Source organism: Pseudomonas sp. PD9R (genome assembly GCF_019200975.1).
In the GTDB taxonomy this organism is placed as follows: Bacteria; Pseudomonadota; Gammaproteobacteria; order Pseudomonadales; family Pseudomonadaceae; genus Aquipseudomonas.
Map to the genome: position 1 here is coordinate 33,058 of NZ_JAHTMR010000006.1, position 15,050 is coordinate 48,107.

15 protein-coding genes are annotated in these 15,050 nt (G+C 57.9%); 6 read left to right on the plus strand and 9 right to left on the minus strand.

Annotation, left to right across the window (positions count from 1 at the left end; genetic code table 11):
- Nucleotides 1-13: 13 nt before the first annotated feature.
- The 3 genes from rplQ (at nt 14) to bfr (ending at nt 2,660) form a co-directional block, all read left to right on the plus strand.
- Nucleotides 14-400 carry a 50S ribosomal protein L17 gene (gene rplQ, locus KUF73_RS13925; RefSeq protein WP_007918448.1) on the plus strand — a complete coding sequence of 129 codons (387 nt, stop codon included), beginning with the start codon at nt 14-16 and terminating at the stop codon, nt 398-400.
- A 191-nt stretch (nt 401-591) separates the two neighbouring features.
- A complete protein-coding gene (locus tag KUF73_RS13930) occupies nt 592-2,046 on the plus strand; it encodes a catalase (RefSeq protein WP_218438572.1) in 1,455 nt (484 codons plus the stop codon).
- Between the two features lie 149 nt (nt 2,047-2,195).
- Nucleotides 2,196-2,660, plus strand: a complete 465-nt coding sequence (bfr, locus tag KUF73_RS13935) for a bacterioferritin (protein ID WP_218438573.1) — start codon at nt 2,196-2,198, stop codon at nt 2,658-2,660.
- 62 nt (nt 2,661-2,722) lie between these two features.
- On the opposite strand, the gene uvrA is transcribed toward bfr, so the two are convergent.
- Nucleotides 2,723-5,557, minus strand: a complete 2,835-nt coding sequence (uvrA, locus tag KUF73_RS13940; RefSeq protein ID WP_218438574.1) for an excinuclease ABC subunit UvrA — start codon at nt 5,555-5,557, stop codon at nt 2,723-2,725.
- Between the two features lie 191 nt (nt 5,558-5,748).
- Between uvrA and KUF73_RS13945 the strand changes: the two genes are divergently transcribed.
- Together KUF73_RS13945 and KUF73_RS13950 are read left to right on the plus strand one after the other, a co-directional pair.
- Complete coding sequence (locus KUF73_RS13945) at nt 5,749-7,146, plus strand: MFS transporter (RefSeq protein WP_218438575.1); 1,398 nt, start codon at nt 5,749-5,751, stop codon at nt 7,144-7,146.
- Nucleotides 7,147-7,155: 9 nt separating this feature from the next.
- Nucleotides 7,156-7,677, plus strand: coding sequence for a single-stranded DNA-binding protein (locus KUF73_RS13950; RefSeq protein WP_218438576.1), 522 nt, complete (start codon nt 7,156-7,158; stop codon nt 7,675-7,677).
- Nucleotides 7,678-7,752: 75 nt separating this feature from the next.
- Here the strand turns inward: KUF73_RS13950 and KUF73_RS13955 are convergent, their stop codons facing one another.
- The 8 genes from KUF73_RS13955 to KUF73_RS13990 all read right to left on the minus strand — a co-directional run bounded on the left by KUF73_RS13955 (nt 7,753) and on the right by KUF73_RS13990 (nt 13,700).
- Nucleotides 7,753-8,910 carry a glutathionylspermidine synthase family protein gene (locus KUF73_RS13955; RefSeq protein ID WP_218438577.1) on the minus strand — a complete coding sequence of 386 codons (1,158 nt, stop codon included), beginning with the start codon at nt 8,908-8,910 and terminating at the stop codon, nt 7,753-7,755.
- A 12-nt stretch (nt 8,911-8,922) separates the two neighbouring features.
- On the minus strand, nt 8,923-9,633 hold the full coding sequence (locus KUF73_RS13960; RefSeq protein WP_218438578.1) for a DUF1190 domain-containing protein: 711 nt from the start codon (nt 9,631-9,633) through the stop codon (nt 8,923-8,925).
- A gap of 16 nt (nt 9,634-9,649) precedes the next feature.
- Nucleotides 9,650-10,078, minus strand: coding sequence for a DUF350 domain-containing protein (locus KUF73_RS13965; protein ID WP_218438579.1), 429 nt, complete (start codon nt 10,076-10,078; stop codon nt 9,650-9,652).
- A gap of 14 nt (nt 10,079-10,092) precedes the next feature.
- Nucleotides 10,093-10,776, minus strand: a complete 684-nt coding sequence (locus KUF73_RS13970; protein WP_218438580.1) for a DUF2491 family protein — start codon at nt 10,774-10,776, stop codon at nt 10,093-10,095.
- A 51-nt stretch (nt 10,777-10,827) separates the two neighbouring features.
- The gene (locus tag KUF73_RS13975; protein WP_218438581.1) at nt 10,828-11,391 is read right to left on the minus strand and encodes a rhomboid family intramembrane serine protease; all 564 of its coding nucleotides are present in this window, start codon (nt 11,389-11,391) and stop codon (nt 10,828-10,830) included.
- 152 nt (nt 11,392-11,543) lie between these two features.
- Nucleotides 11,544-12,242, minus strand: coding sequence for a PspA/IM30 family protein (locus KUF73_RS13980; RefSeq protein ID WP_218438582.1), 699 nt, complete (start codon nt 12,240-12,242; stop codon nt 11,544-11,546).
- 37 nt (nt 12,243-12,279) lie between these two features.
- Complete coding sequence (locus KUF73_RS13985) at nt 12,280-12,861, minus strand: YjfI family protein (RefSeq protein WP_218438583.1); 582 nt, start codon at nt 12,859-12,861, stop codon at nt 12,280-12,282.
- Nucleotides 12,862-13,145: 284 nt separating this feature from the next.
- Nucleotides 13,146-13,700, minus strand: coding sequence for a cysteine hydrolase family protein (locus KUF73_RS13990; RefSeq protein WP_218438584.1), 555 nt, complete (start codon nt 13,698-13,700; stop codon nt 13,146-13,148).
- Nucleotides 13,701-13,801: 101 nt separating this feature from the next.
- Here KUF73_RS13990 and KUF73_RS13995 point away from each other — a divergent pair, with 101 nt between their 5' ends.
- Entirely contained in the window at nt 13,802-14,794 is a 993-nt protein-coding gene (locus KUF73_RS13995; RefSeq protein WP_218438585.1) for a GlxA family transcriptional regulator, read from the plus strand.
- Nucleotides 14,795-15,050: the final 256 nt, after the last annotated feature.

A 15,050-nucleotide genomic window follows, 5' to 3' on the forward strand; every position in this document is an offset into this window, starting at 1 on the left:
TAAGGAATGAACCATGCGTCATCGTAAAAGTGGTCGTCACCTGAGCCGCACCAGCTCGCACCGCAAGGCCATGTTCCAAAACATGGCGGTGTCGCTGTTCGAGCACGAGCTGATCAAAACTACACTGCCGAAAGCTAAAGAACTGCGTCGCGTTGCTGAGCCGCTGATCACTTTGGCCAAGACAGACAGCCTGGCTAACCGCCGTCTGGCTTTCGACCGTACTCGTTCGAAAGCTATCGTTGGTAAGCTCTTCAACGACCTGGGCAAGCGTTACGCTACCCGTGAGGGTGGCTACCTGCGCATCCTCAAGTGCGGTTTCCGCACTGGCGACAACGCGCCTATGGCGTACGTCGAGTTGGTTGATCGTGCTACTGCAGGCGAAGCTGTATCCGCCGAGTAAAACGTCAGTCTGAAACGAAGAACCGGGCCTAGTGCCCGGTTTTTTGTGCGCGTACGAAAAGTGCCCAACCTAAAGTTAGTTATTTTCTATCGACTGCTGTGAATCAATGAATTAGAAGGTGTCATGTGGTTCATTAATACTTCCTCTCAGCCGATAGCCGGCAGTTTGAGACAGACAAAGGAAGAGATCGCATGAGCCAAAATAAAACGCTTACCACCGCCAGTGGCGCTCCTGTCGCCGATAACCAGAATTCCCGTTCCGCCGGACCTCGTGGCCCGTTGCTACTCGACGACTTTCACCTGATCGAGAAGCTCGCCCACTTCAACCGTGAAAACATCCCTGAGCGCCGTGTACATGCCAAAGGCTCGGGTGCTTACGGAACGTTTACCGTTACTCGCGACATCACCCAATACACCAGCGCCAAACTGTTCGAAGCTGTTGGCAAGCAAACGCCAACCTTCCTGCGCTTTTCCACCGTTGGCGGTGAGCGCGGTTCGGCGGATACAGAGCGCGATCCGCGTGGTTTTGCATTGAAGTTCTACACCGAGGAAGGCAACTGGGACATTGTCGGCAACAACACGCCAGTATTTTTCATCCGTGATCCGCTGAAATTCCCGGACTTTATCCACACTCAAAAGCGTCTGCCGCAAAGCAACCTGAAAAGCGCGCAGGCGATGTGGGACTTCTGGTCGCACTCTCCTGAGGCGCTGCACCAGGTCACCATCCTGTTTTCCGATCGCGGCATTCCTGATGGCTACCGTCACATGCACGGCTTCGGCAGTCATACCTACAGCCTGATCAATGCCAGCGGCGAACGTCGTTGGGTAAAGTGGCACTACAAAACCCAGCAAGGGATCAAGAACCTTGCGCCGGCAGAAGCTGCACGCCTGGCCGGTACTGACCCGGATTATGCCCAGCGTGACCTGTTCTGGGCTATTGAGCGCGGTGATTTCCCAAAATGGAGTGTTTGCATCCAGGTCATGACTGAGGCGCAGGCTGCGGCGCACTACGAGAACCCGTTTGATGTAACCAAGACGTGGTCGCAGAAAGAATTCCCGCTGATTGAGGTCGGTGTACTGGAACTGAACCGCAATCCGCTCAACTATTTCGCTGAGGTCGAGCAAGCAGCCTTTGGCCCAAGCAACATGGTGCCTGGTGTCGGTCTGTCACCAGACCGCATGCTGCAAGGTCGAGTGTTCGCTTACGCAGATGCTCATCGTTACCGTGTGGGCACCAACCACCAGCAATTGCCGGTAAACGCCCCACGCAACCCGGTAAACAGCTACCAGCGCGATGGTTCGATGGCGTTCGGAAGTAATGGCGGTTCGGCTCCGAATTACGAGCCAAACAGCTATGTGGACTCGCCGAAACAAGCACCTCGTTACGCTGAGCCTGCATTAGCTTTAAGCGGTTCTGCCGATCGGTACGACCATCGCGAAGATACCAACTACTACAGCCATGCCGGTGCGCTGTTCCGTCTGATGAGCGATGAGCAGAAGGCGTTGTTGGTCAGTAACATTGCGGGGGCGATGGCTGGGGTGTCGAGCGATGTCGTTGATCGCCAATTGCAGCATTTTTTCAAGGCTGATCCGGCGTATGGAGAAGCAATCGCAACGCTACTCAACGTACAGGTGAGCGAAGTCTAAATGAGAAGCAGAATCGCCCTTGTTTTGGCGGTTTTTGCGTTATTTAAACCACTTTTCTCAGAATATCTTCGCTTTTATCGCGTAAACGGAGTGACCAAACAGTCGTCGTGGTTCAAACTACAGACTTTCAAGCAGGGAGATGTAGGGCGATGCAAGGCCACCCAGACGTTATCGATTACCTCAACACGTTGCTGACCGGCGAACTGGCCGCGCGTGATCAATATTTCGTCCATTCGCGGATGTATGAGGACTGGGGTTTCACCAAGCTCTACGAACGTATCAACCACGAGATGGAAGAGGAAGCAGGGCACGCCGATGCGCTGATGCGCCGAATCCTGATGCTCGAGGGCTCGCCGCGCATGCGTCCGGATGATCTGGATGTCGGTACCACAGTTACCGAGATGCTAGAAGCCGATTTGCGCCTGGAATACAAAGTCCGTGCTGCACTGTGCAAAGGCATCAAGCTATGCGAGCAGCACAAGGACTATGTAAGCCGCGAAATGTTGCGGGTTCAGCTGCATGACACCGAAGAAGATCACACTTACTGGCTCGAAAAGCAGTTGGGTCTGATCAAGTTGATCGGTCTCGAGAACTACCTGCAGTCCCACACCTGATAGCAGATACAAAAAAGCCCCTGTCACCGGCAAAGTGACAGGGGCTTTTTCGTGAGTCGGACTTAGTCCCTGTCGCGAGCCAGCAGCGGCTTGAGGTAGTAGCCGGTGTGAGACTGCTTCATCTCCGAAACTTCTTCCGGTGTGCCGACGGCAATAATTTGCCCGCCCTTGGAACCGCCTTCCGGCCCCAGGTCCACCAGCCAGTCAGCGGTCTTGATCACGTCCAGATTGTGCTCGATCACCACGACTGTGTTGCCGTGGTCACGCAGACGATGCAGTACGTCGAGCAATTGCTGAATATCCGCGAAGTGCAAGCCCGTGGTCGGTTCATCGAGGATGTACAGGGTCTTGCCGGTATCGCGCTTGGACAACTCGCGGGACAGTTTCACCCGCTGAGCTTCGCCACCGGACAACGTAGTCGCCGACTGCCCTAGCTTGATGTACGACAGGCCGACATCCATCAGCGTCTGCAGCTTGCGCGCCAGAGCCGGTACGGCGTCGAAGAAGTCCCGGGCTTCCTCGATAGTCATTTCGAGGGTTTCGTGAATGTTCTTGCCCTTGTACTTGATCTCCAAAGTCTCGCGGTTGTAGCGCTTGCTCTTGCACACGTCGCACGGCACATAGATGTCTGGCAGGAAGTGCATTTCCACCTTGATCAGCCCATCGCCCTGGCAGGCTTCGCAGCGTCCACCTTTGACGTTAAAGGAGAAACGCCCTGGACCGTAACCGCGAGAACGCGACTCTGGCACGCCGGCGAACAGCTCGCGAATCGGAGTGAACAACCCGGTGTAGGTCGCCGGGTTGGAGCGCGGCGTGCGCCCGATCGGGCTCTGGTCGATATCAACGACCTTATCCAGATGCTCAAGGCCCTTGATGTTGTCATGAGCGGCAGCTTCAAGCGTCGTCGCGCCGTTAAGCGCCGTGGCGCTGAGTGGAAAGAGCGTGTTGTTGATCAGCGTCGACTTGCCTGAGCCGGACACACCGGTTACGCAAGTCAGCAGGCCGATTGGAATCTCAAGATCGACATTGCGCAGATTGTTGCCGCGAGCGCCCTTGAGCGACAGCGACAGTTTTTTGTTGCGCTGCGTGCGTTTGGCCGGGACTGCAATCTTCACCCGGCCCGACAAGTACTTGCCGGTCAATGAATCAGGGTGAGCCATGACTTCTGCTGGCGTGCCCTCGGCGACGATATGCCCGCCGTGAACCCCGGCGCCCGGGCCGATATCCACCACGTAGTCGGCCAGTCGAATCGCGTCTTCATCGTGTTCGACGACGATTACCGTGTTGCCGATGTCCCGCAGGTGCTTGAGCGTGCCGAGCAAGCGGTCGTTATCGCGCTGGTGCAGGCCGATCGACGGTTCGTCGAGGATGTACAGAACGCCGACCAAACCGGCGCCGATCTGGCTGGCCAGACGGATACGCTGGGCCTCACCACCGGACAATGTGTCTGCGCTGCGATCCAGCGACAAATAGTCGAGGCCGACGTTGACCAGGAACTGCAGGCGCTCGCGAATTTCTTTGAGGATCTTGTCAGCAATTTCGCCACGGCGGCCGGTCAACTTCAGCTCACCGAAGTAATCGCAAGCGTCACCGATAGGCAGGTTGGTCACTGCCGGCAGGGTTTTCTCGCCGACCCACACGTGTCGCGCTTCACGGCGCAGACGGGTGCCGCGGCAGTCAGGGCAAGACTGGGTGCTGAGGAACTTGGCCAGCTCTTCACGTACGGAAGCCGACTCGGTTTCGCGATAGCGACGTTCAAGGTTCGGCACAATGCCTTCGAACGGATGCGAACGTTTGACGATGTCGCCACGGTCATTCAGGTATTTGAAGTCGACGTTTTGCGAGCCGCTGCCGTGCAGAATTTGTTTCTGCTGATCGGCTGGCAGTTCGTTGAACGGCACTTCCAGGCTGAACTTGTAGTGCGCGGCCAGCGAGCCGAGCATCTGGAAATAATAAACGTTGCGCCGGTCCCAGCCACGAATCGCGCCTTCAGCCAGGGTCAACTCGCCGTTGACCAGTCGCTTGATGTCGAAGAACTGCTTAACACCCAGGCCATCGCAAGTCGGGCAGGCGCCGGCCGGGTTGTTAAAGGAAAACAGCTTCGGCTCGAGTTCGCTGATGGCGTGGCCGCAAATCGGGCAGGCGAAGCGTGCGGAGAAGATCATCTCTTCACCCGGTTCGTCGTCCATCGGTGCCACCAGGGCGATGCCGTCCGCCAGTTTTAGCGCGGTCTCGAAGGATTCGGCCAGGCGTTGTTGCAGGTCTGCGCGAACCTTGAAACGGTCAACCACGACGTCGATCGAATGCTTCTTCTGTTTATCCAGCTTCGGCAGTTCGTCCAGCTCGCAGAGCTTGCCGTTGATCCGGGCTCGCACGAAACCCTGGGCACGCAGCTCTTCGAAAACTGACAGGTGTTCGCCCTTGCGCTCGCGAATCACCGGGGCCAGCAGCATCAGTTTGCTGCCTTCCGGTTGGGCGAGGACCAGGTCGACCATCTGGCTGACAGTCTGCGCTTCCAGCGGAATGTCGTGATCCGGGCAGCGTGGAATCCCGACGCGCGCATAAAGCAGGCGCAGGTAGTCGTAGATTTCGGTGATGGTGCCGACCGTCGAGCGCGGGTTGTGCGAGGTCGATTTCTGTTCGATCGAGATGGCTGGTGACAAGCCTTCGATGGTGTCGACGTCAGGCTTTTCCATCATCGACAGGAACTGACGGGCATAGGCCGACAGCGATTCGACGTAACGGCGCTGGCCTTCGGCATACAGCGTGTCGAATGCCAGTGACGACTTGCCCGAACCGGACAGACCGGTAATGACGATCAGCTTGTCCCGTGGCAGGGTAAGGTCGATGTTCTTCAGGTTGTGGGTTCGAGCCCCACGAATCAGGATCTTGTCCAAAGTGGCCTCGCTTGGCGGGCGTCGAAAACGTAGGAGTATACGGCGAAATACTGGATGGATGCACACTATCGAGCGATGAGATAGTTGGCTTACATGAAAGCTCTGTCATCTACACGCGTCAAAGCGTCGCGATATACCCCGGCAATCGATGGGACTGGTAGAATCGCCGCCGGTTCACATGAGGTTTTTCCATGCACGATCCCCACAGCGAACGCATGAGTGGCAGCGAGACCCGCGCGGCGAGCGGTCTGGCCCTGGTGTTCGCCTTCCGTATGCTTGGCATGTTCATGGTGTTGCCGGTCCTGGCGACCTATGGCATGGATCTGGCGGGAGCGACCCCGGCCCTGATTGGGCTGGCGATTGGCGCTTACGGCCTGACCCAGGCGATCTTCCAGATTCCTTTCGGCTTCATTTCCGATCGCATCGGCCGTCGTCCGGTAATTTACCTCGGCTTGATCGTGTTCGCCCTCGGCAGCGTGCTGGCCGCCAACGCGGATTCGATATGGGGCGTGATTGCCGGTCGAATCCTGCAAGGTGCCGGTGCGATTTCCGCGGCGGTCATGGCGTTGTTGTCAGACCTGACCCGTGAGCAGCATCGGACGAAGGCCATGGCCATGATCGGCATGACGATTGGTCTGTCGTTCGCGGTCGCCATGGTGGTCGGGCCGTTGCTGACCCGTGCCTTCGGCCTGTCGGGGCTGTTCCTGGCCACCGGTGGCATGGCGCTGTTCGGCATTGTGATCGTGATGTTCATGGTGCCGCGCTCCACTGGCCCGTTGCAGCACCGTGAATCCGGTGTTGCGCGCCAGGCGCTGATTCCGACGCTCAGGCACCCGGACCTGCTGCGCCTGGACTTGGGTATTTTTGTGCTGCACGCGATGTTGATGTCGAGTTTCGTTGCCTTGCCGCTGGCGCTGGTCGAAAAAGCCGGGCTGCCCAAGGAGCAGCATTGGTGGGTGTACCTGACCGCGCTGCTGATTTCCTTCTTCGCCATGATCCCGTTCATTATCTACGGTGAGAAACGACGCAAAATGAAACGAGTTTTGCTCGGTGCCGTCGTGACGCTGATGCTCACTGAGCTATTCTTCTGGCAGTTCGGCGATAGCTTGCGCGCTCTGGTGATCGGAACGGTGGTGTTTTTCACTGCGTTCAATTTGCTGGAAGCCTCGCTGCCGTCGCTGATCAGCAAGGTTTCACCGGCAGGCGGCAAGGGCACGGCGATGGGGGTTTATTCTACCAGTCAGTTCCTTGGGTCGGCACTGGGGGGCATTCTCGGCGGCTGGTTGTTCCAGCACGGCGGTTTGTCGGTTGTGTTCCTCGGATGCGCTGGTCTGGCTGCCCTCTGGCTGGCCTTTGCTGTTACCATGCGCGAACCTCCCTACGTTACAAGCCTGCGCTTGCCGTTGTCGCCTGAGGCGATCCGCGAAGCGGGTCTGGTTGAGCGCCTTAAGGCGGTCGTAGGGGTAACAGATGCAGTAATCGTCGCCGATGAAGCCGCGATTTACATCAAACTGGACACCGAATTATTGGATCGCACCACCCTTGAGCGCCTGGTGAACAACCCGGCCGAGGCAGCGTGCGTAGCCTAGGAGAACGTAATGGCCCGTGGGGTTAACAAAGTCATATTGGTCGGCACTTGCGGCCAGGATCCTGAAGTTCGTTACCTGCCGAATGGCAACGCCGTGACCAACCTGAGTCTGGCGACCAGCGAGCAGTGGACTGACAAGCAAACGGGTCAGAAAGTCGAAAAGACCGAATGGCACCGCGTGTCGATGTTCGGCAAAGTTGCAGAAATCGCTGGCGAGTACCTGCGTAAAGGTTCGCAGGTCTACATCGAAGGCAAACTGCAGACCCGCGAGTGGGAAAAAGACGGCATCAAGCGTTACACCACTGAAATCGTGGTCGACATGCAAGGCACCATGCAACTGCTGGGCGGCCGTCCTCAGGGCGACCAACAGGGACAGGGCGGGGGTGGTAACAACTACCAGCAGTCGGCTCCACGTCAGCAAGCTCCGCGTCCGCAGCAGTCGGCACCGCAACAGTCGCGCCCGGCTCCACCGCAGGCCGCACCGCAACCGGCTCCGGATTTCGACAGCTTTGATGACGATATTCCGTTCTGACAAGCCGCTGCACCCGCTCTAAACAAAAAGGCCCCACGCTAATAGCCCGGGCCTTTTTTGTGGGCGATAAATCGATCAGCCGAGTATCAGGTGCGGCAGGAACCGGCTCGAATCCTTGGTGATCAGACTGTTGTCTTCGCGCACGCCGATGCCGGCAGCCTGATCGCCAATCACCCAGGAACCGATCAAGGTATAGCTCTCGCCAAACTTCGGAAGTGGCGCGAACTCTTGAAGGATAAATGGCGCGTCGTTGTAGGGACCGTCTTCCTTTACGATCAGGCCTTCGGCGGTTTGCAACTCGATGTTGGCACCTTCCCGGGAAAAGAATGGCTTGCGCACCCAACCCTTGGGCACATCTTTGCCGGGATCGATATCCACATGGGCCGCCAGCAGGTTCGGGTGACCTTTGTTGAATTCCCACAGCAGCGGCAGGATGCCTTTATTGGAAATGATCGATTTCCAGGCCGGTTCGAAAAACTGCGTATCGCTTTGGGCAATCGCTGCACCAAAGGGTTCGTGGAAGATGAACTCCCAGGCATGCAGCTTGAACAGGTGAGGAATCCATCGATCCTCCAGGTCGACGAAACGTCCGTTGCTGGTGAGGCCAATGTCTTCAAGATCAATGTGCCTTGATTCGATTCCGACCTTTTCCGCGATCAGGCGCAAGTAGTCGGTCGTGCCCTTGTCCTCGACCGAGTCTTTCATCGAGGCGAAATAGAAGGGCTGCTTGAGTTGCAGTTGTGCAAAGGCCTGATGCAGCTTGGTGTCGATGCTGTTGAACTGGTCGGCGTGCGTGGGCAGCAAACCGCGCTCGATGCATTGCTCCAGCCAGCCCCACTGAAATGCCGCAGCTTCATACAGGCTGGTGGGCGTGTCGTAATTGAGTTCCAGGAGTTTGGCCGGGCCGCTGCCGTTGTAGGAGAAGTCCATGCGCCCGTACAGATGCGGGTGGCCTTCGAGCCATGACGTTCGAATCAGGTCGTAGTACGCCGGGGGGATGCTCAGGCGTTCCAGCAACTCCTCGCTCTGCACCGCACGGGCCACCAGGTCCATGCACATCTCATGGATCTCGGTGGTCGGGTCTTCGAGATCGTTCTCGATCTGCTTGAGCGTGAACTGGTAATACGCGCGCTCGTCCCAATAGGGTTCGTCGTCGATGGTGTGGAACAGAAAGCCGAGACTTTCGGCGGTCTGTTTCCAGTCATGCCGTTCTGCGCAGAGGATTTTTTTCATCGCCTTGTTTCCTTAACTGCTCGACCCGCCGCCCCAGCCACTGCGTGCGCTGGCCTTGCTGCCGAAGCCACCACGAGACGTGGAGGAGGCCACTGAAATCGGCTTGCTGGTCGTGCGGCTGGTCGAGGCGCTGTAACCGCCGCCGTACTTCGCCTGGTCGGACCGAGTGAAGGTGGTGCCTTTGGCAATCCGCTGGCCGAGCGTAGAGGATGCATAGCTGCCGCGATCATCGCGATAGCGGTACACCGGTTCGGAGTAGTAGCTGTTTCGGTTATTGCTCAGCATGTTGCCGATCAGCAATCCGGTCAGCAGGCTGCCGGTGGAGAAACCCGAGCCGCCGTTGCTGGCCTGCGCAGCAGACACCTGTGCCGTGGCCGCGTCGACTTGGGATTGCGTGACTTGGCCATCCGCCGTCAGTTCGAAACCGCCCAGCCGGGGAATGAATTTGCCGGCGGAGTCCTGCTGGCACCAGTCGGCGACGAAGTCGGCTTCGCAATCAGCCTGATTGTCGTACACCGGTGCAATACGGCGATGCTCGGCCATGGCGGTCATGTAGGCGTCAGAGCAAACGTCGACCGGGAGCTTTTCATCGGCGCACTGTTGAACGGACTGAAAGTTGTACTTTTTCTGCACGGCGTAGGTTTTTTCCGTCGGCCCGCAGCCTGATATTGCCATGGCAACCGACGCCGCCAGCGACAGCTGAACGTACTTGCTTCGTTTCATCGGGATCTCCGCGCAATCAGTTCTGGGAAGGGGTCATGCACGCGGCGTTCAACATGCCGACGCTGATGGCCACTGCCGCGACGTAGATACCCGCGGCGATTTCACCTTTTTGAATGCGCTCAGAGGCGCCTTTGAGTACCAGGCTGGTCGTCAGGAACGCCAACAGCTGGACGAACGCGGCGATCACCGCCCAAACGACGAAATCCAGAATGCTGATCGAGTAAGCGATGACATTGCTGGCCGGAATAGCGAAGCCGATCATCGCGCCGCCCAGGGCAATCGCTGCCGCAACATTGCCTTCACGGATCAGTTCGAACTCCTTGTGCGGAGTAATTCGGGTGTAGATGAACTGGAACAATGCGAACAGTACGGCCGCACCGACAATGTACGAAACGAACCCGAGTACCGCGGCTTTGTTCAAGGAGATGGAGAGTGCTTCGAGCATGGACGTCTTCCGTCTTAAAAAATGGTGATGTCGGTTGTGTACAGCGAGATACCCAGCGAAGTGCTGAGGCTGATGGTGCCCTCGGCATCTTCTTCTACGGAAAACAGCAGGAACTCCCGGCGATTGGTCAGGCCGGTTTCGCGGGCGTACAGCATCGAATGATGCTCGATGCGGTAGCTGTCATCCGGATTGCTCAGGTGTTCGCTCAGTGCCACCAGTTCTGTCTGGCCGGCCTCGGTCCCCCATTCGCGGGTGTACTCGATGCCGTCGTGGGTGTACGTCGGCAAACCGATCAGGCTGTCTGGGCCGGCCAGGCGACGCAGCTCCCCTTCGCTGCTGACGGTGACATAACTGAGATAGTTGAACAGGATGACCGACTCGACCTGCCCGGCGATGTCACCGGTGGTGTGCACTTGCAACCAGTGGTCTTCGTCGTTCATGTAGTAGCGCGACAGCCAGGTCGACTGACCGAGCTCAATGGTGCCGGCGCTCCAGATCTGCTGGGAGTCGGGGATGGCGACGGTGGTTTTGCCATCGATCAGCAATTTCAGGGTTGAGTCGAACATCAGACTCTTGCCAAACGCCAGGCCCAAGGGGCCGGTGGGCAGGTTGAGGTTGCCTGTCGGGTTTTCTGTCCACTGCGAGTGTGTATTCGCGTTCGGGGCTTCAAGCCCCATCAACTTTTTAAACCATCCCATTACAGACTTCCTTGAGGGGAATAGAGGCGATGCAGACATGTTCAAGTGTTGTCACCGGGCGGCATTTAACCTACTGCGCGGCGCAGAGAAAAGTACCTTGGCTGCAATAAACCCGGCGAGCGCACCAAAGATATGTCCTTCGAAGGAAATGCCCTGACGGGGTAGAAAACCAAAAATAAGACCGCCATAGAGCAGGGCCACAACACTGGCCGTGATCAGGTTGCCCCAGCTCCTCTGGAACCAGGCGCGCGACAGAATATATGCCCACAGCCCGAATACCCAGCCGCTGGCCCCGATGTGCGCACCGGAAAAACCGAACAGCCAGACCAGGCCGCCACCCAGCAAAATGACGATTGCGCTGACGACGATGAACCGGTGGAGCCCTTCGACAATCACCAGGCTACCCAGGATTAAAAAAGCAATCAGGTTGGCGCCAAGGTGCGCAAAGGAGGCGTGCAAAAAAGGCGAGGCGATGATGCCGGTCAGGCCATGCAGGGTCCGTGGCACAAGGCCGAAGGCCAAAAGGCTGTAGCCGGTCGCCGCATTGAATACTTGCAGCGCGACCATGAAAATCGCCAGAGCGGCGACTGTCTTGAAACCCTTCAGGGCGTCCATCCTTGACCTCGGCTCAACGAAAACTGAAACGCAATCGATTGTGGGAGCCTGCTCGCGAAAGCGTGTTGTCAGGCAACATTGATGTCGACTGATCCACCCTCATCGCGAGCAGGCTCGCTCCCACAGGTTATGCATCCGGCAACGTGGGCCAGTTACTCGGCCGATTGTTTCTTCAGGCGTTCCAGAATCGCGTTGGCGCTGCCCTGATCCGGGGTGATGCCGGCTTCGCGCAGTTTACGTTCCAGGTCCGTGCCGGTCGACGCATCGGCCAGTTCGTCCTGGGCGTTCAGTTCAGCCGCGCGTTGTTGCTGCTTGGCTTGCAGGCGGTTCAAGGTGCCGACGGCAGTTTCCAGCTTGCCGTTGGCGCCGCCACTGGCGATCGAGGCACTGACCTGGGCCTTTTGCACGCTTTCGCGGGCCTTGGCCATGTCCACTTGCTGGCGCAGGCTTTTGATGCGCGATTCAGCCTTGTTGATGTCTTTGCGCATGTTGTCGACGTAGGTGCCGAATTCGGTGCACTGCTTTTGCTCGACATCAAGTTCATTGGTGATGGTCGAAATGGCTTCGGCCACTTCCAGCGCCAGGTCTTCGCGGTTGGCCTGGATCGCAGCCAGTGCCTTGGATTCCAGGTCCTTGATTTTGGCGTTGTACTCGCTCACGCGATCGGCCGACAGTTTGTGCTTGGCCATGATCGTGACCAGCTCGCGGCGAGCGTTGGCCAAAGCGGCGTCGGCGTCGCGGATTTCCTGGTCGAGGATGCGCAGGGCCTGTTGGTCGACGATCGATTCACCGACTTCGCTGGCGCCGCCACGCAATGCGGTGAACAACTTGCTCCAGATGGACTGAGTCATTGGATATTCCCTGTTCCTGATAGCTTGGAAGAAATGATTACTTGAAGAAATGTTCGAAGGCTTCGCTGGCGCGATGCACGTTGTCGACCAGGGTTTTGACCTCGGTGACTACGTTGGTCAGGCTGGAATCGGAGCTCAGGGAGCCGAACATGTTGTAGACGGTTTGCCCGTTCGGCATGGTCTCGATGCCGATCGAGGACAGCGGGAACAGTTCACGGCTGCGCAGCACGGCATCGTTGAAACCGCTTACGTCGCTGATCGATTCAATGTCGATCAGCACGGTGTCGACAATGATCTGCTCGCCCACCACGGCGATGTAAATCGGCAGGCCGCCGAACTCGTTCATTTCCAGCTTGATGCTGGACTCGGAGCCTTGAACGAGGGAAAGGGTGATTTCTTGAGATACCACTTCATCCAGGGCCTGAAGGGCGCTGAACAGGCGATCGATGGTCCAGTTGTTACCTGCGCTCATGTAATTCTCCGACATGAATGAGCCAGCCAGAATCGGTTGGCGTAGCTGTTTCTCCATCTGCTTGAGCAGGCTTCGGTTTTCGGGAAGCACCCAAGTCTCGTGTTTCACATAACCGGCGGCACTCAGGCCCGCACGCATCTGCTTCATATAAAAGCTCGATGGTTTTTTCGCGGCCGGTTTCGAGCGCTCTCCCTTTTTGCTCGCTGTATCGCTTGCAGGCCCGACGGTCGAACCTGGTGGAGAGCTGCTTTTCATGGTGCCAACTCCGTTGTGAACATCTCACGCGTGAAAACACTACAGTCAATTTTTGCGGCTCACAATGGCTCACGCGTGAGATTTTTGAACGTATGAAAGAAAAGGCCAGTAGCGTGCAAGCGCTACTGGCCTTTTGTGTTTCCGGGTGTTGCCCGACTTGCGGCAACGCCAATTGTTTAATGGCTGGCGGCCAGGAATTCGTCGGTGGACACCACGCTGGCATAGGCAAAACCCAGGGCCGACATGAAGGCAGCGTGAACATGGGCCGCTGGCACGGTGAGGCCGTTGAAGTCCAGGTCGCGGGAGGCACAGGCATCGTGGATCACCGTGACGCTGTAGCCGAGGTCGTTGCCTGCGCGGGTGATACCGTCGACGCACATGTGGCTCATGCTGCCGACGACCACCAGTTCTTTGATGTCTTGCTCATCGAGGATCGATTTCAGCTCGGTTTCGCGGAAGGCGTTGACGAAGTGCTTGAGCACCACCGGCTCGTCGGCGCGATTGAGGACTTTAGGGTGCAGCTTCGCGCCGTCGGAGCCTGGGGTGAAGAAAGGTGCTTCCTCGGAAGTAAACTCGTGGCGGATGTGCACCACCGAATCACCGGCGTCGCGGAAGGCTTTGAGCAGGCGTACCGCGTTGTCCGCAGCGGCGTCGGTGCCGACCAGCGGCCACTTGCCTTGGGGGAAGTAGTCGTTCTGGATATCGACTACGATGAGTGCTTGCTTGGCCATGACTGTTTCCTCGAAGTGCTTGTTGGTGTGGAATCAAGTATTGGCTGTGGCAGGCCATTCGAGGATTGGCCGCACCGACAATAGAAGGGGGAAAACTGACAATGGACGCACAACGGGCAATCGCCGAACTGGGCGTGTTGATCTATCCCGGCGCGCAGATGGCGGCGGTGCATGGATTGACGGACCTGTTCGGGGTCGCCAACCGGATCGCCGCCGAACATCAGGCTGCACAGTTGCCGTTACTGCGGGTCAGCCATTGGCTGGTTGACGGCGAGCAAGCGCCGACGCGGGTGTTCGACAGCTATCCTGGCGTGGACGGCGCATTGGTCGCGGTATTGATTCCGCCGTCGATTGCCGGGTTTTCCGAAGGCCAGGCACCGCAGGCGTTGATTCGCTGGATGCGCCAGCAACACGCCAACGGTGCGACCCTCGGCGGTGTTTGTGTGGGTTCCATTTTGTTGGCCGAAACCGGCCTGCTCGATGGTCGTAGCGCTACCACCCATTGGACGTCCGCCAAGACCTTCGCCGAGCGTTACCCGACGATCAAGCTCAAGGCTGATACGCCGATCGTCGATGACGGCGACCTGATTACCACCGCCGGATTGATGGCCTGGGCTGAACTGGGGCTACGGTTGGTAGACCGCCTGCTGGGGCCGAGCATTGCTACCGGCACCGCGCGTTTTCTGGTGGTGGAACACAGTGACAGCGCCAGCGAGTGTGGCAGCAATTTCGCGCCGATTCTCAGCCATGGCGATGCCTCGATTCTCAAGGTGCAGCACTGGCTGCAAAGCACCGGCGCTACCGACGTTTCGCTGACGGTGATGGCCGAGCGGGCAGGGCTGGAAGAACGCACGTTCCTGCGCCGATTCCGCGCGGCGACCGGGCTCAAACCGACCGAATACTGCCAGCACCTGCGAGTCGGCAAGGCCCGGGAAATGCTCGAATTTACCAACGGCACCATTGATCACATTGCCTGGACGGTGGGCTATCAGGACCCAGGGGCGTTTCGTTCAACGTTCAAGAAGATTACCGGGTTGGCACCGAGTGATTACCGGACGCGGTTTGGGGTGATGCCGAGTGCTGCGACCCGCTAGTCCCAACACCTCAGATCCTGTGGGAGCGAGCCTGCTCGCGATGGGGCCGTCACATTCAAAATCAGTGCTGCCTGATAGTTCGCTATCGCGAGCAGGCTCACTCCCACAGGTTCAGCAGTGGACCGTGAATCGTGCAAATTGCCGGAATCCTGAAAGCCGTCGTGCAGAATAAAACGGGATTGTGCCATCACCGTTTTTGCAACTCACTGATATGAAAAGCGTTCTTCGACATCCACCGTTGGCCTGATCTCTGCAC

What these genes read in the sequence shown, in the direction of transcription:
- rplQ (WP_007918448.1), top strand. Translation starts at nt 14, where the DNA reads ATGCGTCATCGTAAAAGTGGTCGTCACCTGAGCCGCACCAGCTCGCAC.
- KUF73_RS13930 (WP_218438572.1), top strand. Translation starts at nt 592, where the DNA reads ATGAGCCAAAATAAAACGCTTACCACCGCCAGTGGCGCTCCTGTCGCC.
- bfr (WP_218438573.1), top strand. Translation starts at nt 2,196, where the DNA reads ATGCAAGGCCACCCAGACGTTATCGATTACCTCAACACGTTGCTGACC.
- KUF73_RS13945 (WP_218438575.1), top strand. Translation starts at nt 5,749, where the DNA reads ATGCACGATCCCCACAGCGAACGCATGAGTGGCAGCGAGACCCGCGCG.
- KUF73_RS13950 (WP_218438576.1), top strand. Translation starts at nt 7,156, where the DNA reads ATGGCCCGTGGGGTTAACAAAGTCATATTGGTCGGCACTTGCGGCCAG.
- KUF73_RS13955 (WP_218438577.1), bottom strand. Translation starts at nt 8,910, where the DNA reads ATGAAAAAAATCCTCTGCGCAGAACGGCATGACTGGAAACAGACCGCC.
- KUF73_RS13960 (WP_218438578.1), bottom strand. Translation starts at nt 9,633, where the DNA reads ATGAAACGAAGCAAGTACGTTCAGCTGTCGCTGGCGGCGTCGGTTGCC.
- KUF73_RS13965 (WP_218438579.1), bottom strand. Translation starts at nt 10,078, where the DNA reads ATGCTCGAAGCACTCTCCATCTCCTTGAACAAAGCCGCGGTACTCGGG.
- KUF73_RS13970 (WP_218438580.1), bottom strand. Translation starts at nt 10,776, where the DNA reads ATGGGATGGTTTAAAAAGTTGATGGGGCTTGAAGCCCCGAACGCGAAT.
- KUF73_RS13975 (WP_218438581.1), bottom strand. Translation starts at nt 11,391, where the DNA reads ATGGACGCCCTGAAGGGTTTCAAGACAGTCGCCGCTCTGGCGATTTTC.
- KUF73_RS13980 (WP_218438582.1), bottom strand. Translation starts at nt 12,242, where the DNA reads ATGACTCAGTCCATCTGGAGCAAGTTGTTCACCGCATTGCGTGGCGGC.
- KUF73_RS13985 (WP_218438583.1), bottom strand. Translation starts at nt 12,861, where the DNA reads ATGAAGCAGATGCGTGCGGGCCTGAGTGCCGCCGGTTATGTGAAACAC.
- KUF73_RS13990 (WP_218438584.1), bottom strand. Translation starts at nt 13,700, where the DNA reads ATGGCCAAGCAAGCACTCATCGTAGTCGATATCCAGAACGACTACTTC.
- KUF73_RS13995 (WP_218438585.1), top strand. Translation starts at nt 13,802, where the DNA reads ATGGACGCACAACGGGCAATCGCCGAACTGGGCGTGTTGATCTATCCC.